This is a genomic window from Enterobacter adelaidei (genome assembly GCF_041937165.1).
Lineage (GTDB): Bacteria > Pseudomonadota > Gammaproteobacteria > Enterobacterales > Enterobacteriaceae > Enterobacter > Enterobacter adelaidei.
Map to the genome: position 1 here is coordinate 24,672 of NZ_CP154353.1, position 20,964 is coordinate 45,635.

A 20,964-nucleotide genomic window follows, 5' to 3' on the forward strand; every position below is an offset into this window, starting at 1 on the left:
TCAGATAATGAAAGAAAGCAGGAATGTGCCGCCAAGTGCAAGCACCGAGGCGATAAACGTCGCCGTCGTATAGTATTTGAAGGTCTCATTCAGGGTCGCGCCGCAGTACTGCTTCACCAGCCAGAAGAGGGAATCGGTGACGATCGTGCAGCCAATGGCGCCGGAACCGATGGCAATAGTAATGATCTCCGGGCTGACGTTCGGATAGAGCGGCAGCATCGGTGCAACAATCGCGGTGGCGCCCATCATCGCCACCGTAGCCGAACCCACGGCGGCATGCAGAACCAGCGCCACCAGCCAGGCGAGCAGGATAGGGTGCATGTGCAGGTTCGAGAGAATATGCGCCAGCGTATCCGCCAGCCCGCTGGTTTTCAGGATGGCGTTAAACGCCCCGCCCGCGCCGATAATCAGCAAAATGTTGGCGATAGAGCCAAAACCGTGCTCGGTATGGGTCAGCATTGCGCCCATGCTCATATGCTGGCGGATCCCCAGCAGGTAGTAGGCGACAAACACGGCGATAAACATCGCGGTGATCGGGTTACCGATAAACTCCAGCAGCGTATACAGCGTGCCTTCTTTCGCCATATTCAGTTCGGCGATGGTCTTCACCAGCATCAGGGCAATCGGCAGCAGCACCGTGAACAGCGTCGCACCCAGCGATGGCAGCGTGTGCTCCTCCCGAACTTTCAGGTCTGAAAATTCAGCCGGAACCGGTTTAAACGGCAGACGGTTGCCAAGCAGTTTCAGGAACAGCGGGCCGCCGATCAGCGAGGCCATCAGGCCCACCAGCAGACCGTAGACGATAACCGTTCCGACGTCCGCACCTAATTTATTGGTGACAAACAGCGCCGCAGGATGGGGAGGCACCACGCAGTGCACCGCCATCAATGCGGTACAGAGCGGAATGGCAAGTTTGAGCAGTGAGGTGTGGGTCTTTTTGGCAATGGAAAATGCCAGCGGTATCAGCAGCACCACGCCCACTTCCACAAACAGCGTGATCCCGCAAATCATCCCCACGAGCACCATAATCACGTCAGCTGACAGCCAGCGGCAGCGCTGCAACGCGATCCCGATGCGCTCTGCCGCCCCGGAGACTTCCATCATCTTGCCAAGAATAGTGCCAAGACCGATTACTGCCGCCAGGAAGCCCAGCGTACCGCCAATCCCGCTCTCAATGGCGTTCACCATATCCAGCGGACTCATCCCCATCATCGCGCCGACGAAAAAGCTCGCCAGCAGCAGCGCGAGGAACGGGTGAAACTTCAGTTTTACGATGGTTAAAACAATCAACACGATGCTGACAAGCAGCGTTGCCACAACCCAGACCTGAGATCCCATATCTCACCTCACCCTTATGTCATCTACGGGTATTGGACGAAAAAACGGCTTGGGCTGACAAACGATATAAATTGGCTTTCAGATGAGCCAGATTGGATCAACTGAGTGACTAAACTCTAAAAAGCGCACTAAATTCGTATTAGGTTCACATAAATTCATCTTTGAACGGTATGCTGAACATGAAAATAAGGCGTGGGAATTGTGATGAACGATGTGAATGAAGCCCGAAACCGGCTGTTAAACGGCTGGCAGCTGTCGAAAATGTACACCTTTGAGGTGGCTGCCCGGCACGAGTCCTTCGCGCTGGCTGCGGAAGAGTTGTCGCTCAGCCCCAGCGCGGTGAGTCACCGCATCAACCTGCTGGAAGAGGAGCTGGGCATTCAGCTGTTTGTCCGCTCGCACCGTAAAGTCGAGCTGACGCAGGAGGGAAAACGCGTTTACTGGACGCTAAAATCTTCACTCGACACCCTGAACCAGGAGATCCTGGATATCAAAAACCAGGCGCTGTCCGGTACGCTGACGGTCTACTCCCGACCGTCGATTGCCCAGTGCTGGCTGGTCCCCATGCTGGGGGATTTTACCCGCCGCTACCCGTCTATTTCTCTCACCATCCTGACCGGCAACGATTACGTCAATATGCAGCGAACGGGCGTCGATCTGGCGCTGTATTTTGACGATACGCCGCCAAACCACCTTTCTCATCACTTCCTGATGGACGAAGAGATCTTGCCCGTCTGCTCACCGCAGTATGCCCGCGAGCATGAACTGCTGAAAAACCCCGATAACCTCAGCCACTGCACGCTGCTGCACGACCGTCAGGCCTGGAGCAATGATTCCGGTACGGATGAGTGGCTTAGCTGGGCGCAGCACTTTGCGGTGAATATGCCGCCATCGTCGGGCATTGGTTTCGATCGTTCCGATTTAGCGATTATCGCGGCCATTAACCATGTCGGCGTCGCGATGGGCAGAAAGCGGCTGGTGCAGAAACGGCTGGAACGAGGCGAGCTGATTGCCCCGTTTGGCGAAAAGACCCTGAAATGTCATCAGCACTACTATATTTCGACGCTTTCTGGCCGTCAGTGGCCGAAAATTGACGCCTTTATCGGCTGGCTGAGAGAACTGGCAGGTTGAAGAATTATTACGCTTTCGCTCTACACCAAATGTGAAAAAGCGTGCTAAATACAGGTAATGCTTTCGATTTATCCAGGGTAAACCGTGTTAAAGCTTTTTATTGCCTCTGCATTACTGATCTCTTCCGGCTGGGCGATTGCCGCTGAGCCGCCGCTGACGGCCGCCCTTTATGCGCAGCAGCTGGGTGTCGGGATGGATGTGGACTGGGCGCGCACCGAGCGCGGCATACGTGAATTCGACCCGCTGGTGGTACGCGATTTTCGAGCAAAAGGCATTACCCACGTGCGCATCCGCGTCGCCGATGAGCCGACGGAAGCGCGGCTGATCCACCTGCGCAAGCTGGTGGAAGCCTGCGAGCAGTATGGCGTGATCCCGATAGTCGCGTATCAGGCGGATGAATATAAAAACGATCCGAAAGCCGATAACGAGAAAGAGACGGTCAACTGGTGGATTGCCGTGGCGCACTATTTCGGTCAGAGCTACCCTCTGCTGGGTTTTGACCTCATCTATGAGCCGGCCGACAAGCTCAACCACAACCTGGCGTCGTTAAACCGCGTCTATGAAAAGACCATTAAAGCGATCCACGACATTGACCCGCAGCGCATGATCTTCATTGCGCCGCGCCTGCGTGCCGCGCCGGAGGATTTATCCAACCTGAAGCTGCCCGCGCACAGCCAGAACTACCTGCTGGCGGAGTGGCATATTTTCCCGTGGGGGCCGCTGAAGAATGGCGGCAAATACCCGTGGACGTCCGGCACGGCGGCGGAGAAAGCGGCTATCCGTAATCGCATCAATGCCGCGCTGCACTGGCAGCAAAAAACCGGGCACGTTAGCTGGGTCGGGGGTTGGGGCGTAGGGGAATCAAGCCGTTTCACCCCAACCGCTTCGCAAATGGCCTTTGCCACCTTTATGGCCTGCGAGCTGCAAAAGGCGAAAATCCCGTATGCGCTTAACGCGGATTTCCAGTTTTACGACGGGGAAGAGGGCGCCTGGCGGCCTGCGCCAGAGCCGTTATTGCAGGCGATGATCGCCCCTGTCTGTGAAAAGCCCAGCGAAAAGCCGGGCCATCATGCGGTTAAACAGGCTGCTCGTGATGCGGGACACGCGACGCCAGCGGCAGCCAGCACAGTAAAATCAGCAGCCCCATCAGCGTCATCAGCAGGCCCAGACTAGCCTGCCCGGTCTGCGGCATCATGGCGGAGAGCCAGGCCAGCGCACCGGAACCGATATTCTGCAAACCGCCCACCAGTGCCCCCGCAGTGCCTGCCAGGAAAGGGAACGGCTCCATCGCGCCGCTGGTGGCGAGCGGGAACAGCATCCCCGCACCGAAGAAGAACAGCGCCGCCGGGATCAGCAACGTCCAGACGGTCATCACGCCGAACAGCCCCGGAACCCACATCATTACGCCTGCCAGCAGGCAGCTAATGACCGATTGCCACATCAACGTCGAGAAACGTTTGTTGGGACGTCCGGCAAACCAGGCGCCGAAGAACGCCGCAGGAATAGGCAGAATAAACAGAATACTGACCACCATGCTGCTCAGGCCAAGCCCTGCGCCCAGGAGTACACCTGAGCAGGCTTCGAACACCGCAATACCCGCGAGGCCACCGATCAGCATCAGCAGGTAACAGGTAAACGCTCCGTTACCGAATAGCGTTTTATAGCTGGCGATAAGCTTCGTACGCGGTGCGTCTTGCGGGCGCGTTTCCGGCATCCAGCGCGCCATGCTAAAAGTGACGATCATGCACAGCACCAGCAGGAAAGCGTAACAGGCCCGCCAGGACCACATGGTATCCAGCAGGCCGCCAATCAGCGGGGCCAGCAGCGGGCTGACCAGAATTCCCATGTTCAACAAACTGTTAGCATGGCGAAGCTGAGTGCCCTGATACATATCCCTCGGTAAGGTACGCGCCATCACCCCGCCGACGCCGGTGCCGACACCCTGCAGGGCGCTGGCGGCAATCAACACGGTCAGGTTGTGGGTGGTCATCGCGATCGTCGTGGCGACCATGAAAATAGACATACCGACTAAAATCACCGGGCGGCGGCCGATACGGTCAGAGAGCGGCCCATAGAACAACTGCGAAACGCCATAGGTCAGCAGGTAGGCTGCCATCACGCTTTGTACTGCGCCCTCACGGACGTTAAGTTCCTTTGCCATGTCGGCAATCGCCGGAATGTAGATGGTTTGTGCCATCTGACCGACGGCCACCAGTAACACCAGCATCAACAATAAGTTAACGTTCCTTTGTTTTTTCATGTCGCTGAATACTTTTGCCAAAAGAGAAAAATGAAGAATAAGTGACTGCGCATTCCCATAAATGCGCGAGGAATCTACCACAGTGAGATGACAATTTAAGCATTGTCGTGGTGAATGAAAAAACCGGTAAAGGCAGGATTTGTAAACAAGATCGGCAACTAATGTTGCCAGTGGATTACGCCAGGCGTAGTAAGATAGCCCCGCCGGCAATACCCAGCGCAGCAGCGATGCGCAGGCCGGCAACCTTCTCTTTCAAAAGCACAAAAGCAATTAACGCACCGAAGAGAATTGAGGTTTCACGTAGCGCGGCGACAACCGCAAGCGGAGCCTGAGTCATCGCCCATAATGCCAGGCCATACGATCCCATCGTCCCGACACCGCCGAGCAGCCCTTTTTTCCAGTGCAGACCCAGGTAACGAGAGGCTTCGCGTCGTCTCGCGACCATCGCCCAGCACAGCAGACAGAAGCCATTCATAAAGAAGGTCCAGAGCGTATAACCCAGTGCGGTGTCGGATAAACGTACGCCCGTGCCGTCCACCAGCGTATACCCGGCGATAAAACATGCGTTGAGTAGCGCCAGCCATATCCCTTTGCGCGACCGCATACGGCCATTCATCGCCATGGCCAGAATTGACAGGCAGATCACGCCGATGCCGGACCATGCGAGCCATGAGAGGCTATCCCCGAGCACCAGCACGCTGATCAGCGCCACCAGCAACGGGGCTGTCCCGCGCATCAATGGATAGGTCTGGCTCATGTCTGAGACCTGATACGTCTTCGCCACCAGTACGGTATACACCACCTGTAAGGCACAGGAGACAATCAAAAACGGCCAGCTTTCTGCAGAAGGCTGTGGGGAAAACGGCAGTAAGACCAGAGCGATAACCGTGGCGGAGCCGCTGACGCTAATCGCGGAATAGAGCTTGTCCGTTCCGGCTTTGACGATGGCGTTCCAGCTGGCATGCAGCAGTGCGGCGAAGAGCAAAATGCAGAAAACGGTGATGGTCATGGGGTATCGGCTGATGAATTGTCACTCAACTGTAACATTCACACCCTGATGCTGCCAGCCGGTTACACCGCACAAAAAAGGCGGTGCGTCACCCGTGGTTCGTCCGAGACCAGCGTAAAACCCGCCCGGCGATAGAACCCGTAAGCGGTGTCAGGCGCGTGGGTATTGAGAAAATCAAACCAGATGCTGGCATCGGCCATCACCACGGTCAAAAGCTGTTTGCCAATGCCCAGCCCACGGCATTTCTCGCTGACATAGAGGTGGCGAATGCGCCCGGCACGCGGCTGCTGGCTGAAGGGATCGCGGTTGAGGCCGCACACGCCTACCAGTTTGCCGTTGAGAAACGCCCCCAGTAGCTTTTCACCCGGCGCGTTAAAGCGGTTCTCACCACGCTGCCAGTTCTCTTCCAGCCTGCGCAGCATGTTGAAATTCAGTGCGATACTCTCAGCCTTCAGGGCGATGTAGCCCGGCTCATCCGGGGTGACGGGCTCAATTAACAGACGCGACATAGCATTCCCTCGTTATTAAAGAGGGGCGGTTGCCCGCCCCTCTCAGGTGCGACTTGAACCTGAATCACCGAAGGTATTTCAGGACAGCATCAAGCAGTTGCAGTACAGCAACAATGAGTTTGAGGATAAGTATCACCATATCCACTACGCTCATACGCGTCTCCTTTTGGTAAAAAGGAGCACGATGCTGGCGTACCTTTCCGCCGCCTGTTGCCAGCACCTGGATTGACGTAACACAGTGTGCTCACTTCGGGGGTTAAGGCACTGACGGCACCACCCGTTTCAGCCAGGACTTTGTTGCGCCGGTAGAACAGCGGCCCCCTCGCGCACTGCGAACACCCTCAGTATAGATAAATACTGTATGCATGAACAGTATTTTATGGACAAAATTAGGAAGACGATCCATACTCAAAAACGTCAAAATCCGTGCCGGAATTGCGCGTTCTCCTGCGATCGCGTATACTTTTTGCGTTGACGTAACACAGTGTGTTCTGCGGCGACCAACCGCAAAACCCTGATAAAAACCTCGCTTAGGCGGGGTTTTTTGTTTTTTGGGCTGCCCGCAAGATTGGATGTCTGTTAACTTATTGGCAATGAATGATGACGTACGTGGCAGGAACACGTTATACATTAATGTTTCATCTAATAAGTCTTAAATATATATCATCTATGTATTTAATATAATTATAAGATACAAAAAACCTCTCCCCATTAGGCTATTCAACTTTTGTCACTCATAGCCGCAATTAATAACTGTGGATTTTTTATTTTTAACGTGAATGTGTATTTAAATTAATCCAATTTATTTGAATTGCACGCTTTTCCAACGTATATTACAACAACCATGTAAATTGTATGGATACATTATGCAGGCATCTGATTACTTGAAGATGAAGTTCCAGAGTGACAGGCAGTTGGCTATTTATGGACAACAAGGCGTAGCAGGGACATGGAGGGCGTTAAAGGGGATCGGTTCTGATATTTATTCAGGAATGGAGCGTGTAAGTTGGTATTCATCATGCTTAATCCCCAGCTATCATGATGTATGCGATGAACTTCTCTCAGAAGAAAAGAGGATGTACCTCTCAATTGTGTCTCTTTATCGTTACCGCGATGTAATAGCACACATGCTCTATCTTTATTTTGAAAGTGTTATTACCGATTCTGAAAATGGAAATGAACAAAATCGCGTTCGTAAGATGGATTCAAAAGTAACCGGGCTTGTTAACAACATACCGATAAGCAAGACCACGCGTTTAGCGATAGCATGGGGGCTGGCCAAATCCCTTTCTGAATCTGGCCTGCTCTCTGAAATCGTCGTCGAACGGCTTGCACGCCGTGTACCAAACGTTGTCATGGCGCTTCAGCTAATTGGAACAGAACAGAAGTGCGCTCTTGCTGCCCGTCGCCTGAAAACGTTGGATCCTAAGTATTATGCGACCCTGTATACCGCACAGCTGGAGATGCTTTACTACTTTTTTGAGCCTTTCCTGTCGGAACTCATTAAGAAGATGCAAATGGGATTCTATAAGGATTTCGATGCAATTTATAACGACCTAAAGGACAAGGCGCATGTTTAAGAGTCTGCTATCAATTCTATTTTCAGATATTTTATTCCCCGTTTATATTTTTGCGTGCGCCTCTTTGTTCCTGTGGCTGGTGCCTGACCACTGGGTATTACTAACATTCATTTCTATCGTTGCATTTATTATTGTTCATCCGATAATCTTCGGCCGCTTTGATAAGTACGATTGAGTTTTATAAAAAGGAGTTTTTATGTCAAATCCGGCTTATTTATTTCTAACAGATGAAAATGGTTCTCCGATGGTTGGTTCTTGCCTTGTGTCAGGGCGAGAAGGCGCAATTGAACTCAAATCGTTCACTCATAATGTCAACATTCCAGTCGACGGGAATACCGGGAAATTGACGGGCACGCGTATACACATGCCCGTCATGTTTCAGAAGGAATTTGATCGTATAACCCCGTTTTTATTTCGGGCTCTGAGTACGGGGAGAACGCTCCAGTCAGCGATCATTAAGATGTATCTGATTAATGAGGCTGGTGTAGAACAGGAGTATTTTAATATCATCCTGGAGAGTGTGAAAATAACCTCAATCACACCAGACCTGTATCCGGGTGCAAACACCGGGACACACCTTGAAACGGTTCTCATGCGTTATGAGAAAATCACCTGGAAACATTGTGATGGCAATGTCATCTATAGTGACTCCTGGAATGAGCGCGCAACGTACTGAAACGTGATCCCTGACGCATTTTTGCGCAGATGAAAATATTTCCATTGTCATGCCAGAAAACCTGTGTTTGTATAAATTCCATCAATGATTCCAAACACAGGTCCCCAATGACTTCATCCATCTTCACTTCGACCCTACTAAAAACTGCGCAACCAGCCGCAGTGGTCGTCGTGCGTGTGGTGGTGGTCGTCGGCAATGCGCCGTAGGGACTGGATCAACACACGAATCCAAAACCCCGCCGGCGCAAACCGGGCGGGGTTTTTCGTTTAAGAGCCTCCCCGGAAAGTCGGCCCAGAAGAAAAGGACTGGAGCATGGCAAGTTCGGGCACAACATCCACCAAGACGCGTTTTACTGGCGCGCAGTTAATCGTTCATTTACTGGAACGACAGGGCATCACCACGGTTGCGGGTATTCCTGGCGGGACGGTGCTGCCGCTGTACGATGCGTTAAGCCAAAGCACGCAGATCCGCCACGTCCTGGCGCGCCACGAGCAGGGGGCTGGTTTTATCGCCCAGGGCATGGCACGTACGCAGGGTAAACCGGCGGTTTGTATGGCTTGTAGCGGCCCGGGGGCGACCAACCTGGTGACCGCCATTGCCGATGCACGTCTCGACTCCATTCCGCTGATCTGCATTACCGGCCAGGTACCATCCTCAATGATTGGTACTGATGCGTTCCAGGAAGTGGATACCTACGGCATCTCTATCCCCATCACCAAACATAACTATTTAGTTCGCGATATCGCCGAGCTTCCTCAGGTTATCAGCGATGCGTTCCGCATTGCGCAGTCCGGCCGTCCAGGCCCGGTGTGGATAGACATTCCTAAGGATGTCCAGACCGCAGAGATTGAGATCGACGTACTGCCTGAGCCGGGCGGCCGTGCCCCTGCCCCGGAATTCAGCGCTGAAAGCGTACGTGACGCCGCAGCCATGATTAACGCCGCCAAACGCCCGGTGCTCTATCTGGGCGGCGGGGCGATTAATGCCTCTGACGCGGTGCGTGAGCTGGCAGAGAAAGCCAACCTGCCCACCACCATGACGCTGATGGCGCTTGGTATGCTCCCGAAAGCGCACCCGCTGTCACTGGGGATGCTGGGGATGCACGGTGCGCGCAGCACCAACTACATTCTGCAAGAGGCTGATTTGCTGATTGTTCTTGGCGCGCGTTTTGATGACCGGGCGATTGGTAAAACCGAGCAGTTCTGTCCGAATGCCAAAATCATTCACGTGGATATCGATCGCGCCGAGCTGGGTAAAATTAAACAGCCGCACGTCGCGATTCAGGGTGACGTTGCCGAGGTACTGGCACAGCTGATCCCGCAGACAGAAGCGACCGGGCGTGAAGAATGGCGTCAGCTGGTAGCCGACCTGCAACAGGAATTCCCTGGTGCAATCCCAACGGAAGGTGACCCGCTCAGCCACTACGGATTGATTAACGCCGTGGCTGCCTGCGTGGACGACAGCGCGATCATTACCACCGACGTGGGCCAGCACCAGATGTGGACCGCGCAGGCCTACCCGCTGAACCGCCCGCGCCAGTGGCTGACCTCTGGCGGCCTCGGGACCATGGGCTTTGGCCTGCCTGCGGCAGTAGGCGCGGCGCTGGCGAATCCGGACCGCAAGGTTATCTGTTTCTCCGGTGATGGCAGCCTGATGATGAACATTCAGGAAATGGCGACCGCGGCCGAAAACCAGTTAGAGGTCAAAATCATCCTGATGAACAACGAAGCGCTGGGGCTGGTGCATCAGCAGCAGAGCCTGTTCTATAAGCAGGGCGTGTTTGCCGCGACCTATCCCGGTATGATCAACTTTATGCAGATTGCCGCCGGCTTTGGCCTGCATACCTGCGATTTGAACGCTGAAGAGGATGCCCACGTGGCATTGCAGGAAGCGATTTCACGCCCGGGCCCGGCGCTGATCCACGTGCGTATCGACCCTGAACAAAAAGTGTATCCGATGGTGCCGCCGGGTGCGGCAAATACTGAGATGGTGGGGGAATAAGCCATGCAGAAACAACATGATAACGTCATTCTGGAACTCACCGTCCGCAACCACCCTGGCGTCATGACGCACGTCTGTGGGCTATTCGCCCGTCGCGCGTTTAACGTTGAAGGCATTCTCTGTCTGCCGATTCAGGGCAGCGAGCACAGCCGCATCTGGCTGCTGGTCAACGACGATCAGCGCCTGGAACAGATGATGGCGCAGATCGATAAGCTGGAAGATGTCACCAAAGTGGCGCGCAACCAGTCCGATCCCACCATGTTTAATAAAATTGCGGTGTTCTTCGAATAAATCGCTCATTGCTTGAACACCCACGCGCTTATCGTTAAGGTAAGCGCGTTTTTTTATCTGCTCGCCAGGAACGCGCCATGACGACCATCGCTCTTATCGACGACCACCTTATCGTCCGCTCCGGATTTGCTCAGCTTTTGAACCTTGAACCTGATTTTCAGGTCGTCGCAGAGTTCGGCTCCGGGCGCGAGGCGCTGGCGGGTTTACCCGGACGTGGCGTGCAGGTCTGTATTTGTGACATCTCAATGCCCGATCTCTCCGGGCTGGAACTGCTGAGTCAGTTACCGAAGGGAATGGCGATCATTATGCTTTCGGTCCATGACAGCCCGGCGCTGGTGGAGCAGGCGCTCAATGCGGGGGCGCGCGGGTTCCTTTCAAAACGCTGTAGCCCGGACGAACTGATCGCCGCCGTGCGCACCGTCTCCACCGGCGGCTGCTACCTGACGCCGGATATCGCCATCAAGCTGGCCGCCGGGCGACAAGATCCGCTAACCAAACGCGAGCGTCAGGTGGCGGAGAAGCTCGCTCAGGGGATGTCGGTGAAAGAGATTGCCGCTGAGCTGGATCTGTCGCCGAAAACGGTTCACGTTCACCGCGCCAATCTGATGGAAAAACTCAACGTCAGCAACGACGTCGAGCTGGCGCGCCGCATGTTTGATAGCTGGCAATGAGCCCCGTGCTTTCGCGGCTGATCGCCGTCGTCGCCAGCTTTTTTATCTTCTCTGCAGCCTGGTTTTGCCTGTGGAGCATCAGCCTGCATCTGGTGGAGCGCCCGGAACTGGCAGTACTGCTGTTCCCGTTCGGCCTGCGTCTGGGGTTAATGCTGCAGTGCCCGCGTGGCTACTGGCCCGTTTTGTTGGGCGCAGAATGGCTGATGCTGGTCTGGCTGGCGCAGGAAGTGGCGCTGGCGCATCTGCCCTTATTGATGACCGGAAGCCTGCTCACGCTTCTCCCTGTTGCCCTTATTTCCCGCTACCGCCACCAGCGCGACTGGCGCACGCTGTTGCGTCAGGGGGCGGCGCTGATTGCCGCCGCGCTGCTGCAATCTCTCCCGTGGGTCGGCGAGAAAGAGATGCTCAACGCTCTGCTACTGACCCTTACCGGCGGCCTGACGCTCGCGCCAACCTGTCTGGTGATATGGCATTACCTCACCAGTACCGTCTGGCAGCCGCTCGGTCCGGCACTGGTCTCGCAGCCCGTGAACTGGCGTGCACGGCACCTCATCTGGTATCTGCTGCTGTTTGTGGTAAGCCTGTGGCTGCAGCTTGGTCTGCCCGCTGAGCTCTCGCGCTTTACCCCGTTTTGTCTGGCCCTGCCGATTATTGCGCTTGCGTGGCACTACGGCTGGCAAGGGGCGCTTATCGCCACCCTGATGAACGCCATTGCGCTGATTGCCAGCCAGACCTGGCACGATCATCCGGTAGATTTACTCCTCTCCCTGCTGGCGCAAAGCCTGACCGGGCTGCTGCTCGGGGCGGGCATTCAACGGCTGCGTGAACTGAACCAGTCTTTGCAAACCGAGCTGGCGCGCAACCGTCGTCTGGCCGAACGCCTGCTGGAAACCGAAGAGAGCGTACGGCAGGAGGTGGCGCGCGAACTGCATGACGACATCGGCCAGACCATTACCGCCATCCGCACGCAGGCGGGCATCGTTCAGCGTCTGGCGGCGGAAAACGCCGGCGTGAAGCAGGGTGGGGCGCATATCGAACAGCTCTCGCTGGGTGTGTATGACTCGGTAAGGCGTTTGCTCGGAAGGTTACGTCCACGCCAGCTGGATGATTTGTCTCTGGAGCAGGCGGTGCGATCGCTCATGCGCGAGATGGAGCTGGAAAGTCGCGGGATTGTCAGCCATCTCAACTGGCGGATTGAAGAGTCGCTGCTGAGTGAAGGCCAGCGTGTGACGCTGTTTCGGGTGTGTCAGGAAGGGCTGAATAATATTGTGAAGCACGCCAATGCCAGCGCGGTAACGTTGCAGGCCTGGCAGCAGGACGAGCGTCTGATGCTGGTAATTGAAGATGACGGCTGCGGCCTGCCGCCGGGCTCCGGCCAGCAGGGATTTGGTCTGGCGGGGATGCGCGAGCGCGTGAAGGCGCTGGGCGGCACGCTGAATATCTCCTGCACCCACGGAACGCGCGTCAGCGTCAGTTTGCCGCTGAGGAGTTACCATGTTTAAAGCCCCGGCTAATGCCACCCCGATCGGCGATAAAAATGAAATTGACGCCCGCTATCGTTACTGGCGTCGCCATATTCTGATCACCATCTGGCTCGGCTATGCTCTGTTCTACTTCACCCGCAAAAGCTTCAACGCCGCCGCACCGGAGATCCTCGCCAGCGGCGTGATGGCCCGCACCGATATCGGCCTGCTGGCGACGCTGTTTTACATTACTTATGGCCTGTCGAAGTTCTTCTCCGGCATCGTCAGCGACCGCTCCAACGCCCGCTATTTTATGGGCTTCGGGCTGATTGCCACGGGAGTGGTGAATATCCTGTTTGGTTTTTCCACCTCGCTGTGGGCTTTTGCGCTGCTGTGGGCGCTGAACGCCTTTTTCCAGGGCTGGGGTGCGCCGGTTTGTGCCCGATTACTTACTACCTGGTACTCGCGCAACGAGCGTGGCGGCTGGTGGGCAGTCTGGAACACCGCGCATAACGTGGGTGGTGCGCTTATCCCCATCGTCGTCGGCGCAGCGGCGCTGCATTACGGCTGGCGTGCAGGCATGATGATTGCGGGCGGGTTAGCGATTATCGCCGGGTTGTTCCTCTGCTGGCGTTTGCGCGACAGGCCGCAGACCGTAGGACTTCCCGCGGTGGGTGACTGGCGTCATGATGAGATGGAAATTGCCCAGCAGCAGGAAGGGGCGGGGTTAACCCGTAAAGAAATCCTCACCAAATACGTGCTGAAGAACCCCTATATCTGGCTGCTGTCGCTCTGTTACGTGCTGGTCTACGTGGTGCGCGCGGCGATCAACGACTGGGGTAATTTGTACATGTCCGAGACGCTCGGCGTGGATCTGGTGACGGCCAACTCGGCGGTGACCATGTTTGAACTGGGTGGGTTTATCGGCGCGCTGGTGGCGGGCTGGGGATCGGACAAGCTGTTCAACGGCAACCGTGGCCCGATGAATCTCATTTTTGCTGCCGGGATTTTGCTCTCGGTAGGCTCGCTGTGGCTGATGCCGTTTGCCAGCTACGTGATGCAGGCGGCGTGCTTCTTCACCACCGGTTTCTTTGTGTTTGGCCCGCAGATGCTGATCGGCATGGCGGCGGCGGAGTGCTCGCACAAAGAGGCGGCCGGTGCGGCGACGGGCTTTGTCGGGCTGTTTGCCTACCTTGGCGCATCGCTCTCCGGCTGGCCGCTGGCGCGGGTCATCGACATCTGGCACTGGAGCGGTTTCTTCGCGGTGATTGCCATTGCGGCGGGGGTTTCTGCTCTGCTGCTGTTGCCGTTTTTGCACGCCCAGGTACCGCGCGAAGCGTGATACGTCTCACCTTTTCGCCCCGAATGGGGCAAAACTAGGAAAAATTCCCGGTTTCACCTGGACGCTGTCTCAGGCGTCTCTCCCGGCTGATTTTTACAATGCCTGCCATTCGCAGGTATAAAAATCAGCTCAGGAGCAAACCATGCTGGCCTTCTTAAACCAGGTGCGCAAGCCGACCCTGGATCTGCCGCTCGACGTGCGGCGTAAAATGTGGTTCAAACCGTTCATGCAGTCCTACCTGGTGGTCTTTATTGGCTACCTGACCATGTACCTGATCCGCAAAAACTTTAACATCGCGCAGAATGACATGATCTCCACCTACGGGCTGAGCATGACGCAGCTGGGGATGATTGGCCTGGGCTTCTCCATCACCTACGGCGTGGGTAAAACGCTGGTTTCCTATTACGCTGACGGCAAAAACACCAAGCAGTTCCTGCCGTTTATGCTGATCCTCTCCGCCATCTGTATGCTCGGCTTTAGCGCCAGCATGGGCGCAGGTTCGGTTAGCCTGTTCCTGATGATCGCCTTCTACGCCCTGAGCGGTTTCTTCCAGAGTACCGGCGGGTCGTGCAGCTATTCCACCATCACCAAATGGACGCCGCGCCGCAAGCGTGGTTCGTATCTTGGCATGTGGAATATTTCCCACAACCTCGGTGGTGCGGGTGCGGCAGGTGTGGCGCTGTTCGGTGCCAACTATCTGTTCGACGGCCATGTGATCGGCATGTTTATCTTCCCGTCTATTATCGCCCTGATCGTCGGTTTTATCGGTCTGCGCTTCGGCAGCGATTCCCCGGAATCTTATGGCCTCGGCAAAGCTGAAGAGCTGTTTGGCGAGGAGATCAGCGAGGAGGATAAAGAGACCGAAGAAAACGAGATGACCAAGTGGCAGATCTTTGTTGAATACGTTCTTAAAAACAAAGTGATCTGGCTGCTCTGCTTCTCGAACATCTTCCTGTACGTGGTGCGTATCGGTATCGACCAGTGGTCAACCGTGTATGCCTTCCAGGAGCTGAAGCTCTCTAAAGAGGTCGCGATTCAGGGCTTTACCCTGTTCGAAGTGGGCGCGCTGGTCGGCACGCTGCTGTGGGGCTGGCTCTCGGATCTCGCCAATGGCCGTCGCGCGCTGGTGGCCTGCATCGCGCTGGCGCTGATTATCGCCACCTTGGGCGTTTACCAGCATGCCAGCAACCAGTATGTGTACCTGGCGTCACTGTTTGCGCTCGGCTTCCTGGTGTTTGGTCCACAGCTGCTGATCGGCGTGGCCGCCGTTGGTTTCGTACCTAAAAAAGCGATCGGCGCCGCCGATGGGATTAAGGGCACCTTCGCGTACCTGATTGGCGACAGCTTCGCCAAGCTCGGTCTGGGGATGATCGCCGACGGCACGCCAATTTTCGGCCTCACCGGCTGGGCTGGCACCTTCGCCGCGCTGGATGCCGCAGCCATCGGCTGTATCGTCCTGATGGCGATGGTCGCGGTGCTGGAAGAGCGTAAAATTCGCCGCGAAAACCGCGCGCAGAAGCAGAAATTGAAAGCAGCCTGAGTGTGCAGGTGACTTCTTTGCCCGGCTGACCGCCGGGCTTTTTTATTAACTGAGTTAAGACCTACCCCAAAACAAAAATATCCCCTGTTGACGGGGTGACTGTGCCGGGCAACCACAAATTGCCCCATTTACCCGTACAGTGGCAGCCCATTATTTTGTCCGGTTTTAGGCCGTGTAGAAACTGCCTGACTGCCCAGAGCTTACGCGGTGATGCACTGCGAAGATGGAAACCACCGAAAATTGCATGGATGTGATTGATGCCAGTTATGCTCTGGCAGTGACGTACAATATCCATCAGACCTCGGTGACCGCAGCCGATAAAAATGATCAGTCCAAGGTCAGATTTATAAATCAGAACCCCTTCATCTTTTACATAGTCCGCATTCGCGTTTTTTCTGCCGATAACACCGTATGCGTGCGGTTTGGCGACAGGAATCTCCCCTGACCACATAAAACGCTTTCCAATCTGAAGCGGGGTACTGCTGTATTCCATGCGATAGCGTGAATAATCATTATTCAGCGACAATTTTTTTAGTCTGGCGGTATACCCTAAAAAAGGTATTGCCGAGTAGCGCTCGCAGGCCACGTGGGGATGGCATACTATCCGGCAATTATCCGGTAACCACGGAACGCCGCCGCAATGGTCATAGTGCCCGTGAGAAAGTACCGCTGCGGTCAGGCGGGTCAAATCGATGCCCATTAGACCAGCGTTATACAGGAAGCTATCATCAGGACCGGTATCAAACAGAATGGAATCATTTTCATCCTGTATAAACAGGCTAAGTCCTGCTTTGGCCCGCAGTAAGTTTTTACCGCCGGGGTTAGCCCGATTCTCCAGCAGGACACTGATTGTTATGGACATGTTCGCTCTTTCCCTGAAGTGATTATTTGTTACCGCCAGGCATTGACCATACACCGTGGATATACAATCGTCCCAATAAAAACCAAAGTGGCTTTCCTGCCCTTTTTCCAGCGCTTTTCAGTTCACTATTATGGTTCTGCCCGCTTTTGACGCCGTGTGTTTCCCGCTATGATGAGCGGCTATTCTAAGGAGAACGCATGGTCTGGATAATGCTGGCAACGCTTGCTGTGGTGTTTGTGGTCGGATTTCGGATCCTGACCTCGGATTCCCGACGCGCCATCAAACGCTTAAGCGAACGTCTGGGGATCACCCCGATGTCCGTTGAGTCGATGATCGACCAGTTTGGCAAAACGCCGGGGAATGAGTTTATCCGTTATCTTGAGCGCCCGGACGAGGCGCACCTGCAAAACGCGGCACAAGTGTTGCTGATCTGGCAGGTCTGCATCGTCGATGGTAGCGAAGAGAACCTGCACACCTGGCACCGCATGCTGCGTAAAGCCCGCCTGGCTGCGCCAATCACCGATGCGCAAGTCCGACTCGCGCTCGGCTTTATGCGCGAGATCGAGCCCGATCTGCAGGAACTTAATGCCTTCCAGCTACGCTACAACCAACTTTTCTTGCCGGAAGAGGGCGTGTTTTACCTGCATTAAGCCATTTTGCCGCACAAGATATTCTGCGCGTTCAGAATTTCTTCTCTGTTTTCATTGAGGCGGGTTGCCGCGTAGATATCAATATTTAATCTCTTTGCTTCATCGTCCGTTAGCTCCCGGTAGCATAGCCCCTCCTGATTGAAGGTGCATTTTGACTGCGGTAGCAGCGCAAATCCTTTCCCTCTCGCTATTCGACTCAGCATCACGAGTGAATCGTCCGGCTCTTTTATTCGTTTCAGCGGTGTTTTCAGCGTGTCGAAGTAGTTTTTACATTTGTCGTAAAATGAAGGGTTTGCACTTCTGGAAAACCAGAAAATGGGTAAGTCACTGATATCTTCGAGGGAGACTTTTTCTTTCAGGCTGGCAGGGTGTAAAGAGGGCATGGCGATGAGTAACGGCTCCTGACAGACCCAACGGTACTGAACAATATCTTCATGGCCTGTCCCTTTTTCCCCGGTTAACACCAGATCCAGCATATTTTTTGACAAGCTTTGCAGCAGCTGGGCTGACGTCAGGTCCGGTGTTTCGACATCATCCCCGGCGTTCAGTTTTTGCAGCTGGCTATTCACCGGTTCAATATATTCAAAATTAAGCGTTCGCGTGAGTCCGATACGCAGGTTGGTTTCAGAAGAGAGTGAATTCGATTTTAGTTCACTGATTTCGCGTAGGATTTTCTCAGCTTGTACCACCAGTGCACGTCCCGCTTCAGTGAGGCTGACGTCGTGCGTACTCCGACTGAAAAGCTGGCGCTGCAAAACGGCTTCAAGACATTTTATCTGGCGAGTCAGGGGGGGTTGCGTCATCCGCAGACGTTCAGCAGCCTTGCGGAAGTTCAACTCATGTGCAACAGCGAGAAAGCATTGCAATTGTTTGATACTGGGAAGGTTATTGCTGATTAAATGTTCTGCTGTAGCCATAACGGTGATCCTGAAAAGCGAAAAGGTATTTTCGTCTATTTTCTCGTCTCAGATCTTACACGGTAATGCTTAAAATAAAAACCTAATTCAATAGTAATACAAAAACTATATTACAGATTTAATAATTCCATTTGGACGCTGAGTTGATAAATTCTCCCTGTAATTATTACTCTTTATTACAAGAGAAATGTGCCCTTTAAAATGTTTTAGTATTCGAATTATTTAAATAATTATTGAGGTAAGTAATATGGATTCAGAAAAACCTAGGCAAAAGATGACCATAAAGTCGTGGCTTGCTTTATTTATTCTGGCGATTTCAACGTTCACCATTGTCACCACTGAATTGGCACCTGTAGGGTTATTAACGCCTATCGCCGAAGGTCTTCATTCTTCAGAATCCGCGATTGGCATGACCGTTTCTCTTTATGCATGGGTCGGGGCGTTAAGTGCACTGTTTGCCTCTGTGTTTTTGGGGAATGTGGCAAAGAAGCGTCTTTTACTGGTGCTCACCGTCGTTCTTATGATGTCCAATGTCCTGGCCGCTACGGTAGACACTTACAATGTACTGCTCAGTGCACGCATATTGGGTGCACTTGCGCATGGGGCATTCTGGGCGATGATCGGCGTGACAGCGGTAGCCATCGTTCCTGCAAGATATATCGGGACGGCCACATCAATCGTGTTTGGCGGCGTATCTGCCGCAAGCGTGTTTGGTGTACCGATATCTAACTATATTGGCATTCATTTCGGCTGGAGACAGGCATTCTGGCTGATGGCGACGCTCAGCGTCGTGGCTTTTGTGGGGATTACTGTTCTTGTTCCACAGATCACCAGTAAGAGTGCAATTGGTCTTGATGCGCTGAAAAGCGTGCTGAAATCATCCACGCTATGGAAAATTTACTCTGCCACATTGCTTGCCGTTACCGCCCACTTTGCCGCATTTACCTACATTGAGCCCTGGTTACATACGCAGAGTTTACTCACCGCTGCTTTTATTCCGGCTGTGCTTTTTGTTTACGGCATCGCGGGTCTGGCCGGGAATTTCCTGACCGGGGTATTGATTGATAAATATCTTAAGATGACGGTGGCTTTATCCGTTCTCCTTATCTGTGCAGTGTTGATCACCCTGGGATTGTCAGGTTCTTCGCTCTCTGCCGCATACATTTTGAGTGCCATGGTTATCTGGGGTGTAGCGGTGTCAGGCATCTTTGTCGGCTTCCAGACATGGGTATTACGGATGGCGGAAGATAAAACGTTTCCTGCCTCGGCACTCTATGTTTCGTTTTTTAATATCGCCATTGGTATCGGCGCGTCAGTGGGTGCCTGGATGGTGTCATCATTCTCGGTCCCTCTTCTGTATATCGTAGCAGGTACAGCCATCGGCCTTTCCGTTCTGCTTGTTGCGATCGTTCCTGCAAGTCTTACTGCTAAACACTCTCACGTTGAGAAATCGTATGAGCCAAATTAATGGCAGCAGGCGGTACAGCGGAGAAATAAAAATATCATGAGTTCTTCAGACATAAAAAAACCGGGTAACCCGGTTTTTTATTTTTATGATAACGTATCAGGCATTCACCCCTTTCATACCCTCTGCAGAATAGCGATCGCCTTTTATGTCAACTTGTCGATGAAGAGTGTTCAACGAATCAATATCTGTATTCTCAAGCACAATGTCGGCAGCGCGCGCATTCTCGGTCAGATAATTGAGGTGCTTTGTGCCCGGAATGGGGACCAGCTTATCGTATTGCGCTAACAGCCATGCAAGCGCAATCTGACCTGCGGTACAGCCATATTTTGTCGCCAGCGGAGTAATGATATCGAGCAACTGGCGATTATGATCGAGACTGGACTGAATAAAACGCTCGTTATTCTTGCGGAAATCACCCTCTGCAAAATCACTGTTGTTCAGGTATTTCCCGGTAAGGAAGCCTCTACCGAGAGGCGAGTAAGGAACCAGGCCGATATCCAACTCTTTCACGACCGGCAGAACGGTATCTTCAATATCACGCGTCCACAGGGAATATTCTGTTTGCAGCGCGGTGACAGGATGTACTTCATGGGCTCGTCGCAGCGTGGAAGCTGAAACTTCACAAAGACCAATATGGTTAATTTTACCTTCTTTAACGAGCGCACTCAGGCAATCCATGCTTTCTTCGATCGGTGTTTCGTTGCTAACTCTGTGAAGGTAAAAGAGATCGATGCGTTCAACGCCAAGGCGCTTAAGGGATTCGTTACAGCAACGGATGATATAGTCGGGTGTGTTATTAATGGAGCGGGCATAGGACTCGTCGGGAGAGCGATCGATACCGCACTTCGTGGCAATTTTAAACTGCTCGCGTGTGCTTTTATCCAGCCCGGCAAGAAAGTGACCGATCAGCCTTTCATTGTGACCGCGGCCATACAGATTTGCGGTATCAATGAAAGTCACGTTCAGTTCAATGAGCTTATGCAACACCTCAAGTGATGCATAGTCATTCGTCTGCCCGTAAAATTCACTCAACCCCATCGCACCAAAGCCAATAGAACTAACAGTAAGATTTTGAGATAAGTTACGAGTTTTCATAGTTTCTCCTTTTCAGACGCTATGATTGTTTCACCTCAAATGTGGATACTGAATTTTCATTTTCGTTATGCTGAAAAGGTATCAGTTCCCGCCGATCTGCCTCCCGGAAAATTAAAAACGACAAAAGTTGTCAAATCGTTAAATTCGTCACACTTTTGATG

Annotated in this window: 21 protein-coding genes; 13 read left to right on the plus strand and 8 right to left on the minus strand. The window is 53.7% G+C overall.

The genetic code is table 11. The features are described 5' to 3' along the window. On the minus strand, positions 1-1,338 hold the full coding sequence (gene dsdX, locus AAHF05_RS00120; protein ID WP_129324374.1) for a D-serine transporter DsdX: 1,338 nt from the start codon (positions 1,336-1,338) through the stop codon (positions 1-3). 204 nt (positions 1,339-1,542) lie between these two features. On the opposite strand from dsdX, the gene dsdC reads away from it, so the two are divergent. Together dsdC and AAHF05_RS00130 are read left to right on the plus strand one after the other, a co-directional pair. Next, a complete protein-coding gene (gene dsdC, locus AAHF05_RS00125) occupies positions 1,543-2,469 on the plus strand; it encodes a DNA-binding transcriptional regulator DsdC (RefSeq protein WP_128348482.1) in 927 nt (308 codons plus the stop codon). 84 nt (positions 2,470-2,553) lie between these two features. Then, entirely contained in the window at positions 2,554-3,642 is a 1,089-nt protein-coding gene (locus AAHF05_RS00130) for a cellulase family glycosylhydrolase (protein ID WP_129324373.1), read from the plus strand. On the opposite strand, the gene emrD is transcribed toward AAHF05_RS00130, so the two are convergent. From emrD to tisB, 4 genes are all read right to left on the minus strand, one after another. Next, positions 3,545-4,729, minus strand: a complete 1,185-nt coding sequence (gene emrD, locus AAHF05_RS00135) for a multidrug efflux MFS transporter EmrD (protein ID WP_028017801.1) — start codon at positions 4,727-4,729, stop codon at positions 3,545-3,547. The two genes, AAHF05_RS00130 and emrD, sit on opposite strands and share 98 nt — an antisense overlap. Positions 4,730-4,904: 175 nt before the next feature. Beyond that, on the minus strand, positions 4,905-5,738 hold the full coding sequence (locus AAHF05_RS00140; protein ID WP_128348485.1) for an EamA family transporter: 834 nt from the start codon (positions 5,736-5,738) through the stop codon (positions 4,905-4,907). Positions 5,739-5,800: 62 nt separating this feature from the next. Beyond that, the gene (locus AAHF05_RS00145; RefSeq protein ID WP_014881927.1) at positions 5,801-6,247 is read right to left on the minus strand and encodes a GNAT family N-acetyltransferase; all 447 of its coding nucleotides are present in this window, start codon (positions 6,245-6,247) and stop codon (positions 5,801-5,803) included. A 64-nt stretch (positions 6,248-6,311) separates the two neighbouring features. Continuing rightward, positions 6,312-6,401 (minus strand): type I toxin-antitoxin system toxin TisB, encoded by a 90-nt coding sequence (tisB, locus tag AAHF05_RS00150; RefSeq protein WP_020684667.1) that lies wholly within the window; start codon positions 6,399-6,401, stop codon positions 6,312-6,314. Positions 6,402-7,113: 712 nt separating this feature from the next. On the opposite strand from tisB, the gene AAHF05_RS00155 reads away from it, so the two are divergent. The 9 genes from AAHF05_RS00155 to uhpT all read left to right on the plus strand — a co-directional run bounded on the left by AAHF05_RS00155 (position 7,114) and on the right by uhpT (position 15,811). Next, complete coding sequence (locus tag AAHF05_RS00155) at positions 7,114-7,827, plus strand: hypothetical protein (protein ID WP_129324372.1); 714 nt, start codon at positions 7,114-7,116, stop codon at positions 7,825-7,827. A 196-nt stretch (positions 7,828-8,023) separates the two neighbouring features. Beyond that, positions 8,024-8,503, plus strand: coding sequence for a type VI secretion system tube protein TssD (locus tag AAHF05_RS00160; RefSeq protein ID WP_129324371.1), 480 nt, complete (start codon positions 8,024-8,026; stop codon positions 8,501-8,503). Between the two features lie 107 nt (positions 8,504-8,610). Further along, complete coding sequence (gene ivbL, locus AAHF05_RS00165; RefSeq protein WP_057979964.1) at positions 8,611-8,709, plus strand: ilvB operon leader peptide IvbL; 99 nt, start codon at positions 8,611-8,613, stop codon at positions 8,707-8,709. A gap of 106 nt (positions 8,710-8,815) precedes the next feature. Further along, a complete protein-coding gene (gene ilvB, locus AAHF05_RS00170; protein WP_129324370.1) occupies positions 8,816-10,504 on the plus strand; it encodes an acetolactate synthase large subunit in 1,689 nt (562 codons plus the stop codon). Between the two features lie 3 nt (positions 10,505-10,507). Further along, positions 10,508-10,795 carry an acetolactate synthase small subunit gene (ilvN, locus tag AAHF05_RS00175; RefSeq protein ID WP_010426528.1) on the plus strand — a complete coding sequence of 96 codons (288 nt, stop codon included), beginning with the start codon at positions 10,508-10,510 and terminating at the stop codon, positions 10,793-10,795. Positions 10,796-10,872: 77 nt separating this feature from the next. After that, complete coding sequence (gene uhpA / locus AAHF05_RS00180) at positions 10,873-11,466, plus strand: transcriptional regulator UhpA (RefSeq protein WP_028017804.1); 594 nt, start codon at positions 10,873-10,875, stop codon at positions 11,464-11,466. Beyond that, complete coding sequence (gene uhpB / locus AAHF05_RS00185; protein ID WP_129324369.1) at positions 11,463-12,968, plus strand: signal transduction histidine-protein kinase/phosphatase UhpB; 1,506 nt, start codon at positions 11,463-11,465, stop codon at positions 12,966-12,968. Before uhpA ends, uhpB begins: the two co-directional genes overlap by 4 nt. Then, positions 12,961-14,271 carry an MFS transporter gene (locus AAHF05_RS00190; RefSeq protein WP_028017806.1) on the plus strand — a complete coding sequence of 437 codons (1,311 nt, stop codon included), beginning with the start codon at positions 12,961-12,963 and terminating at the stop codon, positions 14,269-14,271. Before uhpB ends, AAHF05_RS00190 begins: the two co-directional genes overlap by 8 nt. 142 nt (positions 14,272-14,413) lie before the next feature. Then, positions 14,414-15,811, plus strand: coding sequence for a hexose-6-phosphate:phosphate antiporter (uhpT, locus tag AAHF05_RS00195; RefSeq protein ID WP_028017807.1), 1,398 nt, complete (start codon positions 14,414-14,416; stop codon positions 15,809-15,811). Positions 15,812-15,872: 61 nt separating this feature from the next. Here the strand turns inward: uhpT and AAHF05_RS00200 are convergent, their stop codons facing one another. Beyond that, positions 15,873-16,673, minus strand: coding sequence for an MBL fold metallo-hydrolase (locus AAHF05_RS00200; RefSeq protein WP_028017808.1), 801 nt, complete (start codon positions 16,671-16,673; stop codon positions 15,873-15,875). A 197-nt stretch (positions 16,674-16,870) separates the two neighbouring features. Between AAHF05_RS00200 and AAHF05_RS00205 the strand changes: the two genes are divergently transcribed. Continuing rightward, complete coding sequence (locus AAHF05_RS00205) at positions 16,871-17,323, plus strand: DUF1198 domain-containing protein (RefSeq protein WP_129324368.1); 453 nt, start codon at positions 16,871-16,873, stop codon at positions 17,321-17,323. On the opposite strand, the gene AAHF05_RS00210 is transcribed toward AAHF05_RS00205, so the two are convergent. Beyond that, positions 17,320-18,240: a LysR family transcriptional regulator gene (locus AAHF05_RS00210; protein ID WP_129324367.1), complete on the minus strand. Its 921-nt coding sequence runs from the start codon at positions 18,238-18,240 to the stop codon at positions 17,320-17,322. The genes AAHF05_RS00205 and AAHF05_RS00210 overlap by 4 nt on opposite strands. Positions 18,241-18,487: 247 nt before the next feature. Between AAHF05_RS00210 and AAHF05_RS00215 the strand changes: the two genes are divergently transcribed. Beyond that, positions 18,488-19,708, plus strand: a complete 1,221-nt coding sequence (locus AAHF05_RS00215; protein WP_129324366.1) for an MFS transporter — start codon at positions 18,488-18,490, stop codon at positions 19,706-19,708. Positions 19,709-19,804: 96 nt separating this feature from the next. Here the strand turns inward: AAHF05_RS00215 and AAHF05_RS00220 are convergent, their stop codons facing one another. Continuing rightward, positions 19,805-20,803, minus strand: coding sequence for an aldo/keto reductase (locus AAHF05_RS00220; protein WP_129324365.1), 999 nt, complete (start codon positions 20,801-20,803; stop codon positions 19,805-19,807). Between the last annotated feature and the right edge of the window lie 161 nt (positions 20,804-20,964).

What these genes read in the sequence shown, in the direction of transcription:
- dsdX (WP_129324374.1), bottom strand. Translation starts at nt 1,338, where the DNA reads ATGGGATCTCAGGTCTGGGTTGTGGCAACGCTGCTTGTCAGCATCGTG.
- dsdC (WP_128348482.1), top strand. Translation starts at nt 1,543, where the DNA reads ATGAACGATGTGAATGAAGCCCGAAACCGGCTGTTAAACGGCTGGCAG.
- emrD (WP_028017801.1), bottom strand. Translation starts at nt 4,729, where the DNA reads ATGAAAAAACAAAGGAACGTTAACTTATTGTTGATGCTGGTGTTACTG.
- AAHF05_RS00140 (WP_128348485.1), bottom strand. Translation starts at nt 5,738, where the DNA reads ATGACCATCACCGTTTTCTGCATTTTGCTCTTCGCCGCACTGCTGCAT.
- AAHF05_RS00145 (WP_014881927.1), bottom strand. Translation starts at nt 6,247, where the DNA reads ATGTCGCGTCTGTTAATTGAGCCCGTCACCCCGGATGAGCCGGGCTAC.
- tisB (WP_020684667.1), bottom strand. Translation starts at nt 6,401, where the DNA reads ATGAGCGTAGTGGATATGGTGATACTTATCCTCAAACTCATTGTTGCT.
- AAHF05_RS00155 (WP_129324372.1), top strand. Translation starts at nt 7,114, where the DNA reads ATGCAGGCATCTGATTACTTGAAGATGAAGTTCCAGAGTGACAGGCAG.
- AAHF05_RS00160 (WP_129324371.1), top strand. Translation starts at nt 8,024, where the DNA reads ATGTCAAATCCGGCTTATTTATTTCTAACAGATGAAAATGGTTCTCCG.
- ivbL (WP_057979964.1), top strand. Translation starts at nt 8,611, where the DNA reads ATGACTTCATCCATCTTCACTTCGACCCTACTAAAAACTGCGCAACCA.
- ilvB (WP_129324370.1), top strand. Translation starts at nt 8,816, where the DNA reads ATGGCAAGTTCGGGCACAACATCCACCAAGACGCGTTTTACTGGCGCG.
- ilvN (WP_010426528.1), top strand. Translation starts at nt 10,508, where the DNA reads ATGCAGAAACAACATGATAACGTCATTCTGGAACTCACCGTCCGCAAC.
- uhpA (WP_028017804.1), top strand. Translation starts at nt 10,873, where the DNA reads ATGACGACCATCGCTCTTATCGACGACCACCTTATCGTCCGCTCCGGA.
- uhpB (WP_129324369.1), top strand. Translation starts at nt 11,463, where the DNA reads ATGAGCCCCGTGCTTTCGCGGCTGATCGCCGTCGTCGCCAGCTTTTTT.
- AAHF05_RS00190 (WP_028017806.1), top strand. Translation starts at nt 12,961, where the DNA reads ATGTTTAAAGCCCCGGCTAATGCCACCCCGATCGGCGATAAAAATGAA.
- uhpT (WP_028017807.1), top strand. Translation starts at nt 14,414, where the DNA reads ATGCTGGCCTTCTTAAACCAGGTGCGCAAGCCGACCCTGGATCTGCCG.
- AAHF05_RS00200 (WP_028017808.1), bottom strand. Translation starts at nt 16,673, where the DNA reads ATGTCCATAACAATCAGTGTCCTGCTGGAGAATCGGGCTAACCCCGGC.
- AAHF05_RS00205 (WP_129324368.1), top strand. Translation starts at nt 16,871, where the DNA reads ATGGTCTGGATAATGCTGGCAACGCTTGCTGTGGTGTTTGTGGTCGGA.
- AAHF05_RS00210 (WP_129324367.1), bottom strand. Translation starts at nt 18,240, where the DNA reads ATGGCTACAGCAGAACATTTAATCAGCAATAACCTTCCCAGTATCAAA.
- AAHF05_RS00215 (WP_129324366.1), top strand. Translation starts at nt 18,488, where the DNA reads ATGGATTCAGAAAAACCTAGGCAAAAGATGACCATAAAGTCGTGGCTT.
- AAHF05_RS00220 (WP_129324365.1), bottom strand. Translation starts at nt 20,803, where the DNA reads ATGAAAACTCGTAACTTATCTCAAAATCTTACTGTTAGTTCTATTGGC.